Genomic DNA, 15,243 nt, shown 5'->3' with positions numbered 1-15,243 from the left:
ATGCAGACAGCGCAGTTTTGAAAGCTCAGGTGCAGCACCGAACTCAGTTGGATAGACTTCCCGACTGGTTCAACTGCACGGTCGAAGGATCACCCCATGACAGCACCAGCAAACCCACGGCGTAGCGGCAAGGGCCATGACGCGGCGATCAGTCAGCAACAGGATGACGACCTGCAGCGCTGGGCAATCGCCCGCTCGGTGCTGCGCTCGATCGAGTCGGCGCCAGACAGCTGGTCGACCCGAATCGGCTTGTATGGCAAGTGGGGTTCTGGCAAGACCAGCGTGCTGAACTTCATTGAAGAGCAGGCGCGCATGCGCAATGAAAGCAAGCCGGACGGTATCACCTGGGTGGTCGTACGCTTTTCGGCGTGGGATGCCGAAGGCCGTGACGGGGTGATCCAGCGATTTTATCAGGCGTTGTTGGAGCAACTTGAAAAAGGCGCCTGGTCGGGCAAGTCATTCAAGGATCTGGGGCGTGGAATTGCCAGGCTACTGGGCAATGTTGCCGAGATTGGCAAGTCAGTTGTTCAAGTCATGGACCCTGTATCCGGGATGATGGTTAGCAAGGGTACCCAGATTGCCGAGCAAACGGGCCAGCTGCTGAGTTCAAAGCTGGCCTTCAACCGAAAAGAACTCGAAGCGCTGTGTGCCGAACTCGAGCGCACGCGCATCGTGGTGTTCATCGATGACCTTGACCGCGCCGACCCGACCGCAATCCCCAAGGCCATGCTGGCGTTGCGCGAGTTGCTCGACTGGCCCAGCTTCGCCTTCGTCCTGGCCTTCGACCTGGATGTTGTGAGCAAAGCACTGAGCCTGTACTCGGCCGCCTATGGTGAGAACGGCCAACGCTTTCTCGAGAAGATCATTGATATCTCCATTACCCTGCCGGAGCCTACACCAGAGCAGGCCAGGCGCTTGGCGTGGCGGGCATTTCGCGAATGTTGCCCGTTTATTCCCGAGGCAGCGTTCACGCGAATTGCGCAGTGGTTTCCTGGCAACCCTCGTCTGGTCAAAGCGATCAGCCGTGACCTGGGGCAGTTGAAGACGGTTGCAGTTCGCCACGGCGAAGGCGAACTCGCGTGGGATGCAATCATTTTGCAGACCATCATCAAGCATGAAGCCCCGAAAACCCTCGAACGTCTGGAGCCGTCCTTGCTGGGCCTCGGCGGGCGGTCGCTGCGCGGTGAAACCGAAGAAGAGCGGGAGGCGTTCGAACGCGAAGCCATTCAACTTTCGCTGGGATCAACAGTGCCTGATCTTGCGCCCGCTTTTAGGCGGCTGAAGAATCAGCTTTCAGCCCTTCATGATCTGCGAAAATTTACTGACCCCGCACGTGTACGGTACGAGATGGGGTTGTTGGCGCAGGAGCCGAGCATCACCCTTCAGGAACATCGGCGTTTCTTGAATGAATGGGCTGCTGACTTCGACGACCGGCGAATTGATTTGATCATTGAGGAAGGGGCGGACGCCGCTCAGTTCGAGGTGCGCGAAGCTGCCTCGAACCTGGTCTGGTTGACGATCGAATCATACTGCCAGGGCATGCGCGATCTGGCGTCCCAGGTTGATCAGCGTGTCTATGACCAGCAACTGCAGTCCCTTGGTGTTCAGCTCAAACTGCTTGAAAAAGTCTGGGGTGATACACCGCACGCAGCGCTTCGTGATGTAGCAGACCATTACGGCTTGTGCTGCAGCTTGATCGACGGCTTGTTGTCGCTGCGCGAGCGCGATGAAGGTCAGCCAGGGCAAGCGCAGTACCAGCGCGAAATTGCATTGGTGACAGCAGCGGCAACTACCTGCAGTGAGCGTGTACGGCTGTACGATTGGGCGATGGAAAAATTGCTTTCTGGCGGCATCGCGTCCGTGTTGAACATGCACAAAAAACCACGGCTCAACGACATCGCCAGCTTGCTCAAAGAGGATGCGGTAGCGGATTTGTTGACGGTGTTCGAGGCCGCAAATGGCGTCGAACGGTTGTTCAAGGACTCTTCGCCAGCGGCCATTCAACGACAGTGGCGCTTGCTTGCTGCCAAGTCGCCCTTTTACCAGGAGGCGGCTCAGGCCAGCCTGGTGGCACGGCTGGAAAGTATTGCCGATGACGGGCTGATCGAAGGCATCGTCGCCAGTAACATGCTTGATTACCTTGTGGCATTGGCGCTTCACAACCATAACAGTGCTGAGGGTGAGCGCCATGATGTGCAAAGGTTGCAGGCGCTGATACCTTTTGCCTGGGCGGCGGCGATGAAGGGTAGCGAGTACCACCGTTCCCCCCAGCAATTGCTCGGTAAATGGGACACGCTAGTCAATGCCGGCATCGACAAAAGCTGGATTGAACTGCCAGCAAACCTGGCAGAGCTGGACAGGCAACGACGCCGCTGAGTCATGCCCGTGGCCGGTAGAAAGCGGCTGCGCCAGCGGTGCAAACGGAGCAGCAGACCAGCGCTGCTCCCAGCGCCTGGCTCCAGCCGGCCAGCGCCAGGCCCGCGCCAATCAACGCGTAATACAACAACCCGAACAACGCCCCCGCCGTCCCCCGGCAATCGCCATACTCGATCAGCGCCGACCCCAGCAGCAACGCAATCGCCATGGCGAAGGCGCCGAGCATGAAGGCCATGGCCACCGCGATCAGCCAGTGCTCGCCCAGCAGCAGGATCGCCAGCGCCGCCAGCAGGTTCACCGCGCATGCCAGGTTGAGCAGGGTTGCCTGGCTGACACCCCGTGCCAGCAATCGCGCATTGAGGCGCGCGCCGAGCAGCGAGCCCAGCGCCAGCAGTACGCCGCTGTAGCCAAACAGGCTGTGCAACTGCAAACGCTGGAAAATGAACGGTGCCAGGCTGTACCAACTGAACACGCCGATGTTGAACAACGCCACCAGCAGCGTCGCCAGCAGCACCCGGCGATCACCGAGCATGCGCCGCAAGGTGCCGATCACACTGGCGTGGTGGGGCGTTTGCGGGCGGGTTTCCGGCATTAGTTGCCAACTCCACAGCCATAACGCCAGGGCCATCAGCAACTGCGCGGCGAGCACGCCACGGTAACCCAAGGCCTGGGTCAGCAGCGAGCCGCTGAGCACGCCAATCGCCGGGCTGATGGCCAGGAACATGCCGATCAGGGAAAACACCCGCGCCAGTTGCGCACCGCTATATGCATCGCGTAGCGCGGTTTGCGTCACCACCGAACCGACCGCTGCGGCGAACGCGGCGACGATGCGCGCGCCAAGCAGGCCGGCGAAATGTGTGACCAACAGGGCCGCCAGCGAAGCCAGGCCGTACAGCAGCAAGCCTGCGAGCAACGCCGGGCGTCGGCCCCAGAGGTCGCACAGGCGGCCCCAGACCAGCACGCCGACGGCAAAGGCGGCGAAATACAGCGACAGGGTTTGCCCCGCCTGTGCAGGCGTTACCCCAAAGCCCTGGCCGATATCCACCAGGGCGGGGCTGTAGAGGGTTTCGCCGATCTGCGGGAACATCAGCAGGGCCGTGGCCAGGGGCAACCAGGTGCGTTGGGTCATGAGCAGGGTCCCGTGGGTAAAAGGGCGCTCATGGTAGGCGGCGGGCGATGGGTGTATTGTCGCGGTCTGGTCTAGAAATAGTGAAAATCGGACAACCTGCATGGCCTGGCTGGAACCTACCGCCCTCTTCAACCCCGAGCACGTCGATGCGCCCATCGTCGGTATCTGCTCGGCCCTGGGCGAGCACGATTCCGGCGTCCATCAGCACCGTATGGGACAGGTGCTGTTCACCCGCCAGGGCTGTGTGCGCATCGATGCCCAGGCGCCGGACCTGCTCTGCCTGCTGCCGCCGACCCGCGCGGCGTGGATTCCCGCCGGCGTAGCCCATCGGGCGCGAATGCGGGCGACCGTGGACTATCGCTCGGTGTACCTGGACACCCGCCACTGGCCGCGTTTGCCGGATGAAGTGGTGATCCTCGACGTCAACCCGCTGCTGCGCGAACTGCTCGAACGCATCGCCCTGGCGCCGTTCGAAACCGACTGGAGCCAAGGCGCCGCCGCGCACCTGGCCGGCCTGTGCATCGCCGAACTGCAGGCTGCCGGGCAGCAGCCGATGCGCTTGCCGCTGCCCAGGGACCGGCGCCTGGCGCGCCTGGTCGAGAACCTTGAGCAGTTACCGCCGCCGCTGCAAGAGCTGGCCCGCACAGTGGGCGCCAGCGAGAAAACCATCGGTCGCTTGATTCGCCGCGACACTGGCATGTCCTACCAGCAATGGCGCCAGCAGTGGCGGCTGGTGCGGGCGGTGGAGCAGTTGGCGATCCATCAGCCGCTGACCCAGGTGGCGCTGGAGCTGGGCTTTGCCAGCGACAGTGCGTTCATCGCCTTCTTCAAAAGCATGACCGGCAGCACGCCGCGGGCGTATTGCCGCTGAGCAGAAGAGCAGCCCAGGCTCAATCTTGCAGGTCGTCCTCGCTCATCCACTCCACGGCATCGGCCAGCGCCACTTCGGCCACCCACTCACTGAAACTGCGGGTCACCTGTTCATAGCTCAGCCGCGAGCGTAGCTCCAGCTTGTCGGCGAACGACAGGTGCGCGGTGATTACCTTGTCTTCGATCACCCCGTCGCGCACCACGAAGAAGGCAAAGTCTTCCCGGTCCTGGCGGCGGGCGAACAGGTAGACCTCGAAGTCCGCGCCGGTCTCCTTGGCAAAGGCCCGGGCGGCGAAGGCGTTTTTGCTCAGGTCCGGGCCTTGTTGCAGTGACGCCGGGGTGTCGCAGAAATACCACGGCTCCCAGTCGGTCAGGCCTTTGTGGATGAACCAGCGGTAGGCAAGCGGGTAGGGCATGGGGTTGGTCCGTCAGTGAATGCAGGCGCGCCGGTACTCGCCCGGCGTTACGCCATAGGCTTGCTTGAACTGCCGGTTCAAATGGCTCTGGTCGGAAAAGCCCAGGGCGAAGGCGACGTTGAACGGCAGGCAGTCGTTTTTCAGCAGTTCGCGGGCGCGACTCAAGCGCCGTTGCTTGAGCCAGGCATGGGGCGGCAGGCCGGTGGCCTGGCGGAACACCCGGGCAAAGTGGAAGGGCGAGAGGTTGACTGCCGTGGCCAGTTCTTCCAGCGATGGCGGGTAGGCCAGGCGGCTGTCCATCAGTTCCTTGGCCCGGGCCACGGCGCAGGGTTCGTTGCCGGGCGTGCGCGCGGTGCCGGCGCGGGCATGGCGTTGCACCAGCAACAGCACCGCTTCGCGCCAGGCGGTTTGTTGTTCCAGGGCACTGGCGCCGTGTTCGGCCGAGCAGTGCAGCCAGCTGAAGGCCTTGGCCAGTTGCGGGTCGTGCAGCACGCTGGCGTCAAAGCGCGGCAGGCCGTCGCGCTTGAACTCCAGCTCGTCGAGCACGCCGGTGATGCGCTCGCTGTCGGGGTAAAAACCGCGATAGCGCCAGCCATCTTCGCTGGCCTTGGCACCGGTGTGCAGCTCGTCGGGGTTGATCAGCACCATGCTGCCCACCGGCGCCAGGTGTTCGCTGCCGCGGTGCCAGAAACGCTGGGCACCGGACTCGATGATGGTGATCACGTAGCCTTCGTGCACATGGGGAGCGAAGCGCTGCTGAAAATAACGCGCGTGCAGCATCTCGGTATCACCGAGCGCCGAGGCTTGCCAGAAGCGGGTCTGTTCCTTGTGTGCAGGGTTCATGGGCTGCCGTTCAACCACCAACGAAAGACAAAAAAGAAGGCCATGCTCAGCAGCATGCTGATCAAGGTGCTGCGGGTCAACAGCACCAGCACCACCGCCACTACCGAACCGACCAGGTACGGGTTGCTCAGGCTCAGGTCGAGCTGGTGCCCGGGCAAGAACACAATCGGCCCGCAAATGGCGGTGAGCATGCCCGGCACGGCAAAGCCGAGGAACTGCCGGGCATTGGAGCTCAGGCGCAAGGGCAGGCGCGGTTCCAGGAAGGCATAGCGGTTGAGGAACACCAGCAGGCCCATGCCGATAATCAGGGCGAAGATCATGCGCGTGCTCCACTGAATTTCTGGCAGACAAAGCCGGCGCTCATGCCCAGCAACCCGGCGGCCACCAGGCCGATGTCCCAGTGCCAGGCGCTGAACAGCACCGAGCAGAACAGCGACACCGCCACGCACACCACGGTGGGCAGGTTGCGCACCAGCGGCGCGATCAGGGCAACGAAAGTGGCGACGATGGAAAAATCCAGGCCCAGTTGGTCCAGGTGCGGAATGTTCTGACCGAGGATGATCCCGGCCAGGGTGAACAGGTTCCAGGCAATGTAGAACGTCAGGCCTACCCCCAGGGCATACCAGCGATTGAACTGCTGTTGGTCGTACTGGCTGGTGAGGGCGAAGAACTCGTCAGTGAGCAAAAAGCCCAGGCCCAGCCGCCAGCGGGTCGGCAGGCCCGACAGCACCGGGCGCATCGACAGCCCGTAGAGTAGATGCTGGGAAGTCAGCAACAGGGTGGTCAGCAGGATCGAGAACAGGTTGGCGCCGCCCTTGAGCATGCCGATTGCCACCAGTTGCGCGGCACCGGCAAAGACGATCGCCGACAGGCCCTGGCCTTCCCAGGGGCTGAGGTTGGCTTCGATGGCCATGGAACCGGCCAGCAGCCCCCAGGGAGCGACGGCGAGGGACAACGGCAGGATGGCGATGGCGCCACGGATGAAGGCCTGGCGGGCGAACGGCGGACTGGACATGGACGGCAGCAACAACCAATGAACAAGGTTGTACAGCATGCCAGAGGCGGGCGCCGCTGACTTGAACGATCTTGCTGTCAGCGGCGCGGCAGAGGGCTTGGCGCTCAGTAGTGGTTGCTGGCCAGGCGGCGCTGCGCGGCGATGCAGCCATTGATGTCCACCGCTTTTTGCCAGTAGGCCTTGCTCTGCGCCGGGTCGGCGCTGGCCAGCAGGCGGTAGACCTCGGCCTGGTAGTCGCGCTGGCGGCCCCACTGCATGGCCAGGCCCTGCGGTTGCTCGCGATGGCACAACAGGCGCACGGCCGGTTGCGGGTAGTAGGGGGCGTACAGGCTGGCCAGGTTCGGCACGCTTTCGAGCGCGTTGCGGTATTCGCTACGGCTGTAGTTGGGGCACCAGTTCTCGATGCCCAGGGCCGCCGGGGCAAAGCCCTGGCCCATGCTGGCTTCGAGCAGCGGGCAGGCGGCAGCGGAAATCTGTGCTGCCGGCAGGTAGGTGATGTAGTAGAGCGCCAGGCGATACTGGGCGGCCGGGTGGTCAAGCTCCACGGCTTTTTTCAACAGGCTCACCGCAGGCGCCAGGGTGCGGCCCAGGGCCTGGCCTTGCTGGGCAAGATCCTGGTCGGTGGTGCTGGTCTTGAGGGTGAAGCTGGCGCTCTGGTTGTCGGCCTGTTCCAGCAAACTCACGGCCTGGCGGTACAGCAGGTCGGCATGCGGGTCGATCTGTACGCCGGCAGCCAGTACCGAAGTCGGCAGCACGACGGCGAGCAGGCCGTGCAAAAGGGGCGAGCGGATCAAGGAAGTGCCTCTGGAATTCGGGGCCGGGCGGGTATGCATGTTGGCTTGGAGAAGACTGCGCTGTTCAGGGTTCAATCCGACTGTCCATAGTGTGGCTGGCCTGGGTGATAGCGCGCCATTCTAACCGCTCCGGGCCCGCGCCCGAAAGCGTAGCCCGTCAGGGCAACAGTTGCCGGATGTTGTAGGCCAGCCCGACGGCGGCGATGGCCAGCAGTACCACGGCGCTGATGGCGCTGATCAGGCGCCGGTCGAGGCGCTCGGCGAGGCGGCCGATGACCAGGATGTACAGGCCCAGAATGCCCAGGTCGAGCACCAGCCAGACCAGCGCCAACAGCATCAGGCTGTGGCTGAACTGCTCGGTGACCTGAATGAACTGCGGGAAGAAGGCGACGAAAAACAGGATGTCCTTGGGGTTTGACAGGCCAATGGCAAACCCCTGCCATAGCCCGCCCTGGCGCACCGCATGCGGCGCTGCGGCGTGCGCGGGCCGGCGCAGTTCGGCCAGCGCGCCGAGGCCCAGAAAGCCGATGAACAGGCAGCCGAACACGCTCAAGGCGCTAAGCAGCAGCGGGTTGATCGCGACGCTGCTGAAGATCAGCAGCGCCGCCAGGGCGATCAGCACCAGTGACGCGCCGTTGGTGCCCAGGGCGGTCAGCAGTGCCTGTTTGCGCCCGGCGCGGGCGGTGGTGTTGACCACCAGCGCCACCACCGGGCCGGGGCTGGCGATCAGCAGCACAACGGTCAGGGCGTAGGTAGCAAGCAGGGCACTGTTCACGGGCGGGTCTCGAGGGCGTTTGGCGGGAGCGCAATTCTCGGCAGGCCCGGTCCGGTTGTAAAACGCCTGTTACTGTGGCCTTCTATTAGTTTGACTCATGCTAGAGGCGGCCATGACCGAACGCATTCCCGCATTGCAGGCGCTCAGAGCGTTCGAGGTGGCCGCGCGCTACGGTTCGTTCACCCGCGCTGGCGAAGAACTGGCCCTGACCCAGGGCGCCATCAGCCATCACATCAAAACCCTCGAAGGCCTGTTCGACTGCGCCCTGTTCGAGCGCCGCGGGCCGAAAGTGGTGCTGACCGAAGCGGGCCGGCTGCTGGCCCAGGAGCTGAAAGTCGGCTTCAAGATCATCGAAAGCGCCTGCGGCCTGCTCAGACAGGACCGCCAGCAACTGCGCCTGAAGGCGCCCTCGACCCTGACCGTGCGCTGGTTGCTTGGCCAGTTGGCGCTCTTCAAGCAATGTGAAGAGCACGCTCAGGTGCAACTGAGCAGCGTGTGGATGGACATCGATACGGTGGATTTTTACAGCGAGCCCTACGACTGCGCGATCCTGTTGGGCGACGGACATTTCGGCGCCGGCATCGCCAGCCTCAAGCTGTTTGACGAATGGCTGGTACCGGTGTGCCAGCCCGGTTACCCGGCAGACCTGGCCCATTGCGAGCTGCTGCACCCATCTCCCGACCGGCGCGACTGGCGGCGCTGGTTGCAGCGCACCGGGGCTGCGGCCATCAGCCTTGAGCGCGGCCAGCTGTTCGACACCCTTGACCAGGGCATCTCGGCGGCTCAGCAAGGCCTGGGTGTGGCCGTGGTCGACCTGTTGCTGGCCAGCGCCGAGCTCGCCGCCGGGCGCCTGGTCACGCCGTTTGCGCAGGCGGTGGCCACCGGCGAGGGCTATTACCTGGCCTGGCTGCAGGCCAGCCCCAAGGCCCGCCAGGTGCAACAACTGGGGGCGTTCCTGGTGCAGCAGGTGCCACAATTGCCTGCCCAAGGCTTTGATTATTTATATGACTAATACTGCGGCGCGCCAGCATCGGGCAGCAGGCGCGTGCTCATGAAGTCGATGAACACCCGCAGCCGTGGCGGCACTTGCCGCCCCGAGGGCCACAGCAGGTAGAAGCTGCCGCGGCGCTCCATGTAGTCATCGAGCACGGTCACCAGGTCACCGCGCTGCAACTGCTGGCGCACGGTGAAGTCGGGAATGCAGGTGATGCCGCGATCGCGCATGGCAAAGCAGATGCGCGTGTCGACGTGGTTGCAGACCATCGACACCGGGATCTCATAGGCGTGGCCGGCGGGCTCCTGACGCAGCGGCCACTGTTCGAGCTTGCCGGTGCTCGGGAAGCGGTAGTGCAGGCAGGTGTGGCGGGCCAGTTCGGCGGGGTGTGTGGGGCTGCCATTGCGCGCCAGGTACGCCGGCGAGGCCACCAGTACATGGTGAAAATGGCCAAGAAAGCGCGCGCTCAGGCGTGAGTCGCTGGGCGTGCCGCCGCGCATTACCACGTCAAAACCTTCGCCGATGATATCGACCATGCGGTCGTCGAAATCCAGGTCCAGCTCGATCTCCGGATACTGCGCCATGAACTCGCTCAAGGCCGGCATCACCAGCGCAGTGACTTGCGGCAGGCTGATGCGCAAACGCCCGCGCGGCACTTCACTGGCCTGGGACAGCTCAAGCTCGGTGGCCTCGATCTCGGCAAGGATGCGCCGGCTGCGCTCCAGAAACTGACTGCCCTCGGCGGTGAGGGTGATGCTGCGCGTGCTGCGGTGAAACAGGCGTACGCCCAGGCGGCGCGCCACGCGCTTGCCAATGGCCGAGGCGCTGACCCCCAGCGACTGCGCAGCGCCGACAAAACTGCCGGTTTCTGCCACCCGCACGAACACCACGAAACCGCTGAGGCTATCCATCTGCATTTCCCGATTGCGGACACCCGTGTCCGTTATGAGCGGAATTGTACCCGGCTTTTTCCGCAGTGCGCGCAGGCTTAAGGTTCGCCCATCTTTCCTACAGGAGTTTCACCATGACCCACATCAGCTGCAGCGCCGATGGGCCGGCCGCACTGGAGCAGCCCTTGCCGGTCAGCGGCCTGCTGGCCCTGGCCATGACCGGCTTTATCGCCATCCTCAGCGAAACCTTGCCGGCCGGGCTGCTTGGGCAGATCTCCAGCGGCATGCAGGTCAGTGAGGCGATGGCCGGGCAGATGGTCAGCGTCTATGCCCTGGGCTCGCTTTTGACCGCCATCCCGCTGGTGACCCTGACCCAGGGTTGGCGCCGGCGGCCGGTATTGTTGCTGGCGATTATCGGCTTCTTGCTGTTCAACACGGTGACGGCGTTGTCGAGTTCGTACTGGCTGACCCTGGTCGCGCGCTTCATGACCGGTGTTGCCGCGGGCCTGGCCTGGGGCGTGATTGCCGGGCATGCGCGGCGCATGGTCAGCCCCGAGCAGCAAGGCCGGGCCATGGCGGTGGCGATGATTGGTGCGCCAGTGGCCTTGTCGCTGGGGGTGCCGGCCGGCACCTGGCTGGGCGAGTTGCTGGGCTGGCGCATGACCTTTGCCCTGGTGTCCGGCGCGACCCTGGTGCTGGTGGCCTGGGTGCTATGCAAGGTGCCGGATTTCGACGGCCATGCCCCGGGCCAACGCCCCGGTATCGCTCAGGTGCTGCGCACACCCGGCGTGCTGGCGGTGCTGCTGGTGATCCTCACCTGGGTGCTGGCGCACAACGTGCTGTACACCTACATCGTGCCGTACCTGGCCTCGGTGGGCCTGGCGGCGAGCACCGGCATGGTCCTGCTGACCTTCGGCATTGCCGCCCTGGCCGGCATCGGCGTGGTCGGTGCGCTGATCGACAAGCACCTGCGCAACATGGTCCTGCTGAGTTTGTTCGGTTTTGCCGTGGTGGCGCTGGTGCTTGGTTTTGTCAGCCAGTCGGCGCCGCTGGTGTATGTCAGTGTCGCGCTCTGGGGCCTGACCTACGGCGGCGCGCCAACCCTGCTGCAAACCGCCAGCGCCGATGCCGCCGGGGAGGGCGCCGATGTCGCCCAGTCGATGATCGTCACGGTATGGAACTCGGCCATTGCCGCCGGTGGCCTGCTTGGCGGTGTGATGCTCAGCCAGTGGGGCGTGGGCAGTTTCCCCTGGGTGTTGCTGGCGCTGATCGCCCTGGCCCTGCTGATTGCCGGTCGCGCCCATGGCCACGGTTTCGCCCCGGGCGCACGGGTGCCGAGCTAAGTTCGCCAGGCCGCCGCGCAGACGGGTAGAATCGGCGCATACACAGGCGTTTTCGAGGTTGCAGCGGTGGAGTTACAGCAGGGCTTTGTCCTGACCCGGCATTGGCGCGATACCCCGGCCGGTACCGTTGTCGAGTTCTGGCTGGCCACCGACCAGGGCCCACGGCGCTTGCGTCTGCCGCTGCAGACTTCAGTGGCGTTCATCCCCGCCGAACAGCGGCGCCAGGCCGAGGCGGTGTTGCGCGGCGAGCGCGAGGTCGAGTTGCGCGAGCTGGCCCTGCGCGATTTTGAACAACGGCCGGTGCTGGGCTTGTACTGCCGTCAGCACCGCCAGTTGATCCAGCTGGAAAAGCGCCTGCGCGCCGCCGGCGTGCAAATCTACGAAGCCGATGTGCGCCCGCCGGAGCGCTACCTGATGGAGCGCTTCATCACCGCGCCGGTCAGCTTCAGCGGCACGGCGGATGCCAGCGGCGTATTGATCGACGCCCAGCTCAAGCCCGCCGCCGATTACCGCCCCACGCTCAAACTGGTGTCGCTGGACATCGAAACCACCGAACGCGGCGAGTTGTATTCGATTGCCCTCGAAGGCTGTGGCCAGCGCCAGGTGTACATGCTCGGCCCGGCCAATGGCGACGCCGCAGGCGTGGATTTCGACCTCCAATACTGCGACAGCCGCGCTCAATTGCTCGAACGCCTCAACGACTGGCTGGCCGTGCACGACCCCGATGCGATCATCGGCTGGAACCTGGTGCAGTTTGACCTGCGCGTACTGCAGCAGCACGCCACCCAGCTCAAGGTGCCGCTGCGCCTGGGCCGTGGCGGTGAGGCAATGGACTGGCGCGAGCACGGCAGCCGCGCGCATTTTTTTGCCGGGGCGGCCGGGCGGCTGATCATCGACGGTATCGAAGGGCTGCGTTCGGCGACCTGGAGCTTCCCCTCGTTCAGCCTGGAGAACGTCGCCCAGACCCTGCTCGGCGAAGGCAAGGCGATCGACACCCCGTACCAGCGCATGGACGAAATCAACCGCATGTTCGCCGAGGACAAGCCGGCCCTGGCCCGCTACAACCTCAAGGACTGCGAGCTGGTGACGCGGATCTTCGCCAGGACCGAACTGTTGACCTTCCTCCTCGAACGGGCCACGGTCACCGGTTTGCCGGCTGATCGCAGCGGCGGTTCGGTGGCGGCGTTCTGTCATTTGTATATGCCTTTGATGCACCGCCAGGGCTTCGTCGCGCCCAATCAGGGCGAGCGCCCGGAGGAGGCCAGCCCGGGCGGTTTTGTCATGGATTCGCGACCGGGCTTGTACGAGTCGGTGCTGGTGCTCGACTACAAGAGCCTGTATCCGTCGATCATCCGCACGTTTCTGATTGACCCGCTGGGGCTGGTCGAAGGCTTGCGCGAGCCGGGCGATGAGACCTCGGTGCCAGGCTTTCGCGGGGCGCGTTTTTCCCGCAGCCGGCATTGCCTGCCGGCGATTGTCGAGCGGGTCTGGCAGGGCCGCGAGACAGCCAAGCGCGAGCACAATGCGCCGCTGTCCCAGGCGCTGAAGATCATCATGAACGCCTTCTACGGCGTACTCGGTTCCAGCGGTTGCCGCTTCTTCGACCCGCGCCTGGCTTCATCGATCACCATGCGCGGCCACGAGATCATGCGCCGTACCCGCGAGTTGATCGAAGCCAAGGGTTATACGGTGATTTATGGCGACACCGACTCGACCTTCGTCTGGCTCAAGCGTGCCCATGACGAGGCGGACGCGGCGCAGATCGGCCGCGAGCTGGTGCAGCAGGTCAACCAGTGGTGGCGTGAGCACCTGCGCGACAGCTATGGCCTGGACAGTGCCCTGGAGCTGCAGTACGAAACCCACTACAAGCGCTTTTTGATGCCGACCATTCGCGGCGCCGAGGAAGGCAGCAAGAAACGCTATGCCGGCCTGGTGCAACGTGGCCAGGGCACTGAAGAGATGATCTACAAGGGCCTGGAAAGCGTGCGCACCGACTGGTCGCCGCTGGCCCGGCAGTTTCAGCAGGAGCTGTACGAGCGCATCTTCAAGCGCCAGCCTTACCAGCAGTACCTGCGTGAGTATGTGCGCAAGACGTTGGCCGGTGAGCAGGATGAACTGTTGATCTACCGCAAGCGCCTGCGCCGCCCGCTGGCTGACTACCAGCGCAACGTGCCGCCGCATGTGCGGGCGGCGCGCATGGCCGATGACTTCAATGACCGTCAGGGCCGGCCGCGGCAGTATCAGAATGGCGGCTGGATCAGCTACGTGATAACCGTGGCGGGGCCGGAGCCGCTGGAGACGCGACATTCGGCGATCGATTACGACCACTACCTGACCCGGCAATTGCAGCCGGTGGCGGATGCGATCCTGCCGTTCGTGGAGGATGACTTCACGGCGCTGATCGATCGGCAGATGGGCTTGTTCTAGCCGGACCTGCATGCACCGACACTGTGGAAGCTGGCTTGCCAGCGATGGCTGCGTAGCAGCCGCTATTGAGTCCACACCACCCGCAGCAAGGCCACCATCAACCACGCCGTCGCCGCCAGGGCGGTGATGGTGCGCACATGGTTCCAGCGGTTCCACACCCGTGCATAGGTTGGCCAGGCACTGGCCGCTTCGCTGCTGGCCGGGTCCAGGCGCGCCAGGCTCTGGTTGCGCGGCACGTTGAACAGCAGGGTCACCAGTACGTTGCCGAGCAGGTACAGGCCGCTGCCGATGCCGATACACAGGCTGCCGGGCAGTGGCCAGCGCAGCCAGGCCCAGGTCAGCAGAATCGCGCAGGTCACGGCGGTGCCGAGAAACAGCGAGAGGAACAGGCGGTTGAGCACCACCTGGTTGATCGATTGCATGGCCGTCACCGCACTCTGTGCCGGAATGCGCTCCAGGGCCTGCATGACGAAGTTGGAGAAGGCGAAGAACAACCCGCCCATCAACCCACAGCCCAGGGCGGTAACAAGGATCAGCAGCAACAGCAGAGTATCGGCAATGCTCATGGTTCAGGCCTTTTTCCAGGGTGGTCGACGGGCATGGCTGGCGGCCTTCAGCTATCCTCAGAATCGGATGACAGACCTTTCGGTAGGTATCCAAGGTCGCACTTGGTAATCGGAAGTTACCTTTGCTTTGCCCACTCATCTGGCCCTGTAGTTTAGGCTCGCAACCCGGATCTTTCGTCGCGATTTGTAGTCTTTGATGCATGGAAATTGAAAGGAGATGCGCATGCTTGTTCGGTCACTGACCCTCGCCGCCTTGCTGGCCTTCGTTGCCGGCCCCGCCCTCGCTGCCGATAGCGATGACCCTCTGGCCCGGGATCTGAACAAGGCCCGTCCCTTGGTTGTCCTTGCCCCCAGCACCGCCGACCCGACTCTGCGCGAATTGAACAAGGCCCTGGAAGACCCGGCCAGCAAGGCGGCATTCGAGGAACGCAAGCTGGTGCTGTACAGCGTTGCCGGCATGATCGGCAAGCGCGATGACAAGTTCATGGATCAACAGGAGACCATGGCCCTGATCCGCCGGTTCAAGTTCAGTGCCCGGGATACGATGGTCACCCAGGTGGTACTGGTAGGCAAAGACGGCGAACAGTACCGGATCGAACACACCGGCACCCTCGAGCCCAAGGCGATTTTCGATGCGGTCGACCAGTTGCCAGCGGCAGAGAAAGCCATCGTGCCGCCGACCGTTGCCGACCTGAAAACCGACGCCACGAAGGACAAGGACGCCAAGCCCGGCAAGGATGGCAAACCGGCCAAACCGGCGAAACCTCCTAAGCCCCTGCCTCCACCCAAGCCGCTGGAGGATTGA

15 protein-coding genes are annotated in these 15,243 nt (G+C 64.0%); 6 read left to right on the top strand and 9 right to left on the bottom strand.

All coding sequences use genetic code 11. The features are described from left to right. Positions 1-96 precede the first annotated feature (96 nt). Complete coding sequence (locus ACZ9A3_RS13080) at positions 97-2,376, top strand: KAP family P-loop NTPase fold protein (protein ID WP_476252740.1); 2,280 nt, start codon at positions 97-99, stop codon at positions 2,374-2,376. A 1-nt stretch (position 2,377) separates the two neighbouring features. Here the strand turns inward: ACZ9A3_RS13080 and ACZ9A3_RS13075 are convergent, their stop codons facing one another. Continuing rightward, positions 2,378-3,505 carry a Bcr/CflA family efflux MFS transporter gene (locus ACZ9A3_RS13075; protein ID WP_258593922.1) on the bottom strand — a complete coding sequence of 376 codons (1,128 nt, stop codon included), beginning with the start codon at positions 3,503-3,505 and terminating at the stop codon, positions 2,378-2,380. A 100-nt stretch (positions 3,506-3,605) separates the two neighbouring features. Between ACZ9A3_RS13075 and ACZ9A3_RS13070 the strand changes: the two genes are divergently transcribed. Further along, complete coding sequence (locus tag ACZ9A3_RS13070; RefSeq protein WP_093381485.1) at positions 3,606-4,376, top strand: AraC family transcriptional regulator; 771 nt, start codon at positions 3,606-3,608, stop codon at positions 4,374-4,376. 19 nt (positions 4,377-4,395) lie between these two features. Here ACZ9A3_RS13070 and ACZ9A3_RS13065 read toward each other — a convergent pair whose 3' ends face one another. From ACZ9A3_RS13065 to ACZ9A3_RS13040, 6 genes are all read right to left on the bottom strand, one after another. Beyond that, the gene (locus ACZ9A3_RS13065) at positions 4,396-4,791 is read right to left on the bottom strand and encodes a hypothetical protein (protein WP_093381488.1); all 396 of its coding nucleotides are present in this window, start codon (positions 4,789-4,791) and stop codon (positions 4,396-4,398) included. Positions 4,792-4,803: 12 nt separating this feature from the next. After that, positions 4,804-5,634 (bottom strand): AraC family transcriptional regulator, encoded by an 831-nt coding sequence (locus tag ACZ9A3_RS13060; protein ID WP_476252739.1) that lies wholly within the window; start codon positions 5,632-5,634, stop codon positions 4,804-4,806. Beyond that, positions 5,631-5,954, bottom strand: a complete 324-nt coding sequence (locus tag ACZ9A3_RS13055) for an AzlD domain-containing protein (RefSeq protein ID WP_093381490.1) — start codon at positions 5,952-5,954, stop codon at positions 5,631-5,633. Before ACZ9A3_RS13055 ends, ACZ9A3_RS13060 begins: the two co-directional genes overlap by 4 nt. Continuing rightward, the gene (locus ACZ9A3_RS13050; RefSeq protein ID WP_045195646.1) at positions 5,951-6,649 is read right to left on the bottom strand and encodes an AzlC family ABC transporter permease; all 699 of its coding nucleotides are present in this window, start codon (positions 6,647-6,649) and stop codon (positions 5,951-5,953) included. The genes ACZ9A3_RS13055 and ACZ9A3_RS13050 overlap by 4 nt, the downstream gene beginning before the upstream one ends. Before the next feature lie 104 nt (positions 6,650-6,753). Further along, a complete protein-coding gene (locus ACZ9A3_RS13045) occupies positions 6,754-7,482 on the bottom strand; it encodes a sel1 repeat family protein (protein ID WP_258715264.1) in 729 nt (242 codons plus the stop codon). Positions 7,483-7,600: 118 nt separating this feature from the next. Next, a complete protein-coding gene (locus ACZ9A3_RS13040) occupies positions 7,601-8,218 on the bottom strand; it encodes a LysE family translocator (protein ID WP_476252738.1) in 618 nt (205 codons plus the stop codon). A gap of 112 nt (positions 8,219-8,330) precedes the next feature. On the opposite strand from ACZ9A3_RS13040, the gene ACZ9A3_RS13035 reads away from it, so the two are divergent. Further along, entirely contained in the window at positions 8,331-9,230 is a 900-nt protein-coding gene (locus ACZ9A3_RS13035) for a LysR substrate-binding domain-containing protein (RefSeq protein WP_476252737.1), read from the top strand. Here the strand turns inward: ACZ9A3_RS13035 and ACZ9A3_RS13030 are convergent. Continuing rightward, positions 9,227-10,123 carry a LysR family transcriptional regulator gene (locus tag ACZ9A3_RS13030; RefSeq protein ID WP_476252736.1) on the bottom strand — a complete coding sequence of 299 codons (897 nt, stop codon included), beginning with the start codon at positions 10,121-10,123 and terminating at the stop codon, positions 9,227-9,229. The two genes, ACZ9A3_RS13035 and ACZ9A3_RS13030, sit on opposite strands and share 4 nt — an antisense overlap. Positions 10,124-10,236: 113 nt before the next feature. Between ACZ9A3_RS13030 and ACZ9A3_RS13025 the strand changes: the two genes are divergently transcribed. Both ACZ9A3_RS13025 and ACZ9A3_RS13020 read left to right on the top strand, forming a co-directional pair. After that, positions 10,237-11,445: an MFS transporter gene (locus ACZ9A3_RS13025; RefSeq protein WP_476252735.1), complete on the top strand. Its 1,209-nt coding sequence runs from the start codon at positions 10,237-10,239 to the stop codon at positions 11,443-11,445. Positions 11,446-11,511: 66 nt separating this feature from the next. Further along, on the top strand, positions 11,512-13,872 hold the full coding sequence (locus tag ACZ9A3_RS13020; RefSeq protein WP_476252734.1) for a DNA polymerase II: 2,361 nt from the start codon (positions 11,512-11,514) through the stop codon (positions 13,870-13,872). Positions 13,873-13,934: 62 nt separating this feature from the next. On the opposite strand, the gene ACZ9A3_RS13015 is transcribed toward ACZ9A3_RS13020, so the two are convergent. Further along, the gene (locus ACZ9A3_RS13015; RefSeq protein ID WP_045194118.1) at positions 13,935-14,438 is read right to left on the bottom strand and encodes an anthrone oxygenase family protein; all 504 of its coding nucleotides are present in this window, start codon (positions 14,436-14,438) and stop codon (positions 13,935-13,937) included. 223 nt (positions 14,439-14,661) lie between these two features. Here ACZ9A3_RS13015 and ACZ9A3_RS13010 point away from each other — a divergent pair, with 223 nt between their 5' ends. Continuing rightward, on the top strand, positions 14,662-15,243 hold the full coding sequence (locus tag ACZ9A3_RS13010) for a DUF4174 domain-containing protein (protein ID WP_476252733.1): 582 nt from the start codon (positions 14,662-14,664) through the stop codon (positions 15,241-15,243).

It is taken from the genome of Pseudomonas sp. TE4620 (genome assembly GCF_056279045.1).
Note: the sequence above shows the minus strand (reverse complement) of the source record. Positions and strands in the feature narration are given on the sequence as shown.

Coding starts and splice junctions, on each gene's coding strand:
- ACZ9A3_RS13030 (WP_476252736.1), bottom strand. CDS start 10,123: ATGGATAGCCTCAGCGGTTTCGTGGTGTTCGTGCGGGTGGCAGAAACC.
- ACZ9A3_RS13010 (WP_476252733.1), top strand. CDS start 14,662: ATGCTTGTTCGGTCACTGACCCTCGCCGCCTTGCTGGCCTTCGTTGCC.
- ACZ9A3_RS13055 (WP_093381490.1), bottom strand. CDS start 5,954: ATGATCTTCGCCCTGATTATCGGCATGGGCCTGCTGGTGTTCCTCAAC.
- ACZ9A3_RS13065 (WP_093381488.1), bottom strand. CDS start 4,791: ATGCCCTACCCGCTTGCCTACCGCTGGTTCATCCACAAAGGCCTGACC.
- ACZ9A3_RS13070 (WP_093381485.1), top strand. CDS start 3,606: ATGGCCTGGCTGGAACCTACCGCCCTCTTCAACCCCGAGCACGTCGAT.
- ACZ9A3_RS13045 (WP_258715264.1), bottom strand. CDS start 7,482: ATGCATACCCGCCCGGCCCCGAATTCCAGAGGCACTTCCTTGATCCGC.
- ACZ9A3_RS13035 (WP_476252737.1), top strand. CDS start 8,331: ATGACCGAACGCATTCCCGCATTGCAGGCGCTCAGAGCGTTCGAGGTG.
- ACZ9A3_RS13025 (WP_476252735.1), top strand. CDS start 10,237: ATGACCCACATCAGCTGCAGCGCCGATGGGCCGGCCGCACTGGAGCAG.
- ACZ9A3_RS13080 (WP_476252740.1), top strand. CDS start 97: ATGACAGCACCAGCAAACCCACGGCGTAGCGGCAAGGGCCATGACGCG.
- ACZ9A3_RS13015 (WP_045194118.1), bottom strand. CDS start 14,438: ATGAGCATTGCCGATACTCTGCTGTTGCTGCTGATCCTTGTTACCGCC.
- ACZ9A3_RS13050 (WP_045195646.1), bottom strand. CDS start 6,649: ATGTCCAGTCCGCCGTTCGCCCGCCAGGCCTTCATCCGTGGCGCCATC.
- ACZ9A3_RS13060 (WP_476252739.1), bottom strand. CDS start 5,634: ATGAACCCTGCACACAAGGAACAGACCCGCTTCTGGCAAGCCTCGGCG.
- ACZ9A3_RS13075 (WP_258593922.1), bottom strand. CDS start 3,505: ATGACCCAACGCACCTGGTTGCCCCTGGCCACGGCCCTGCTGATGTTC.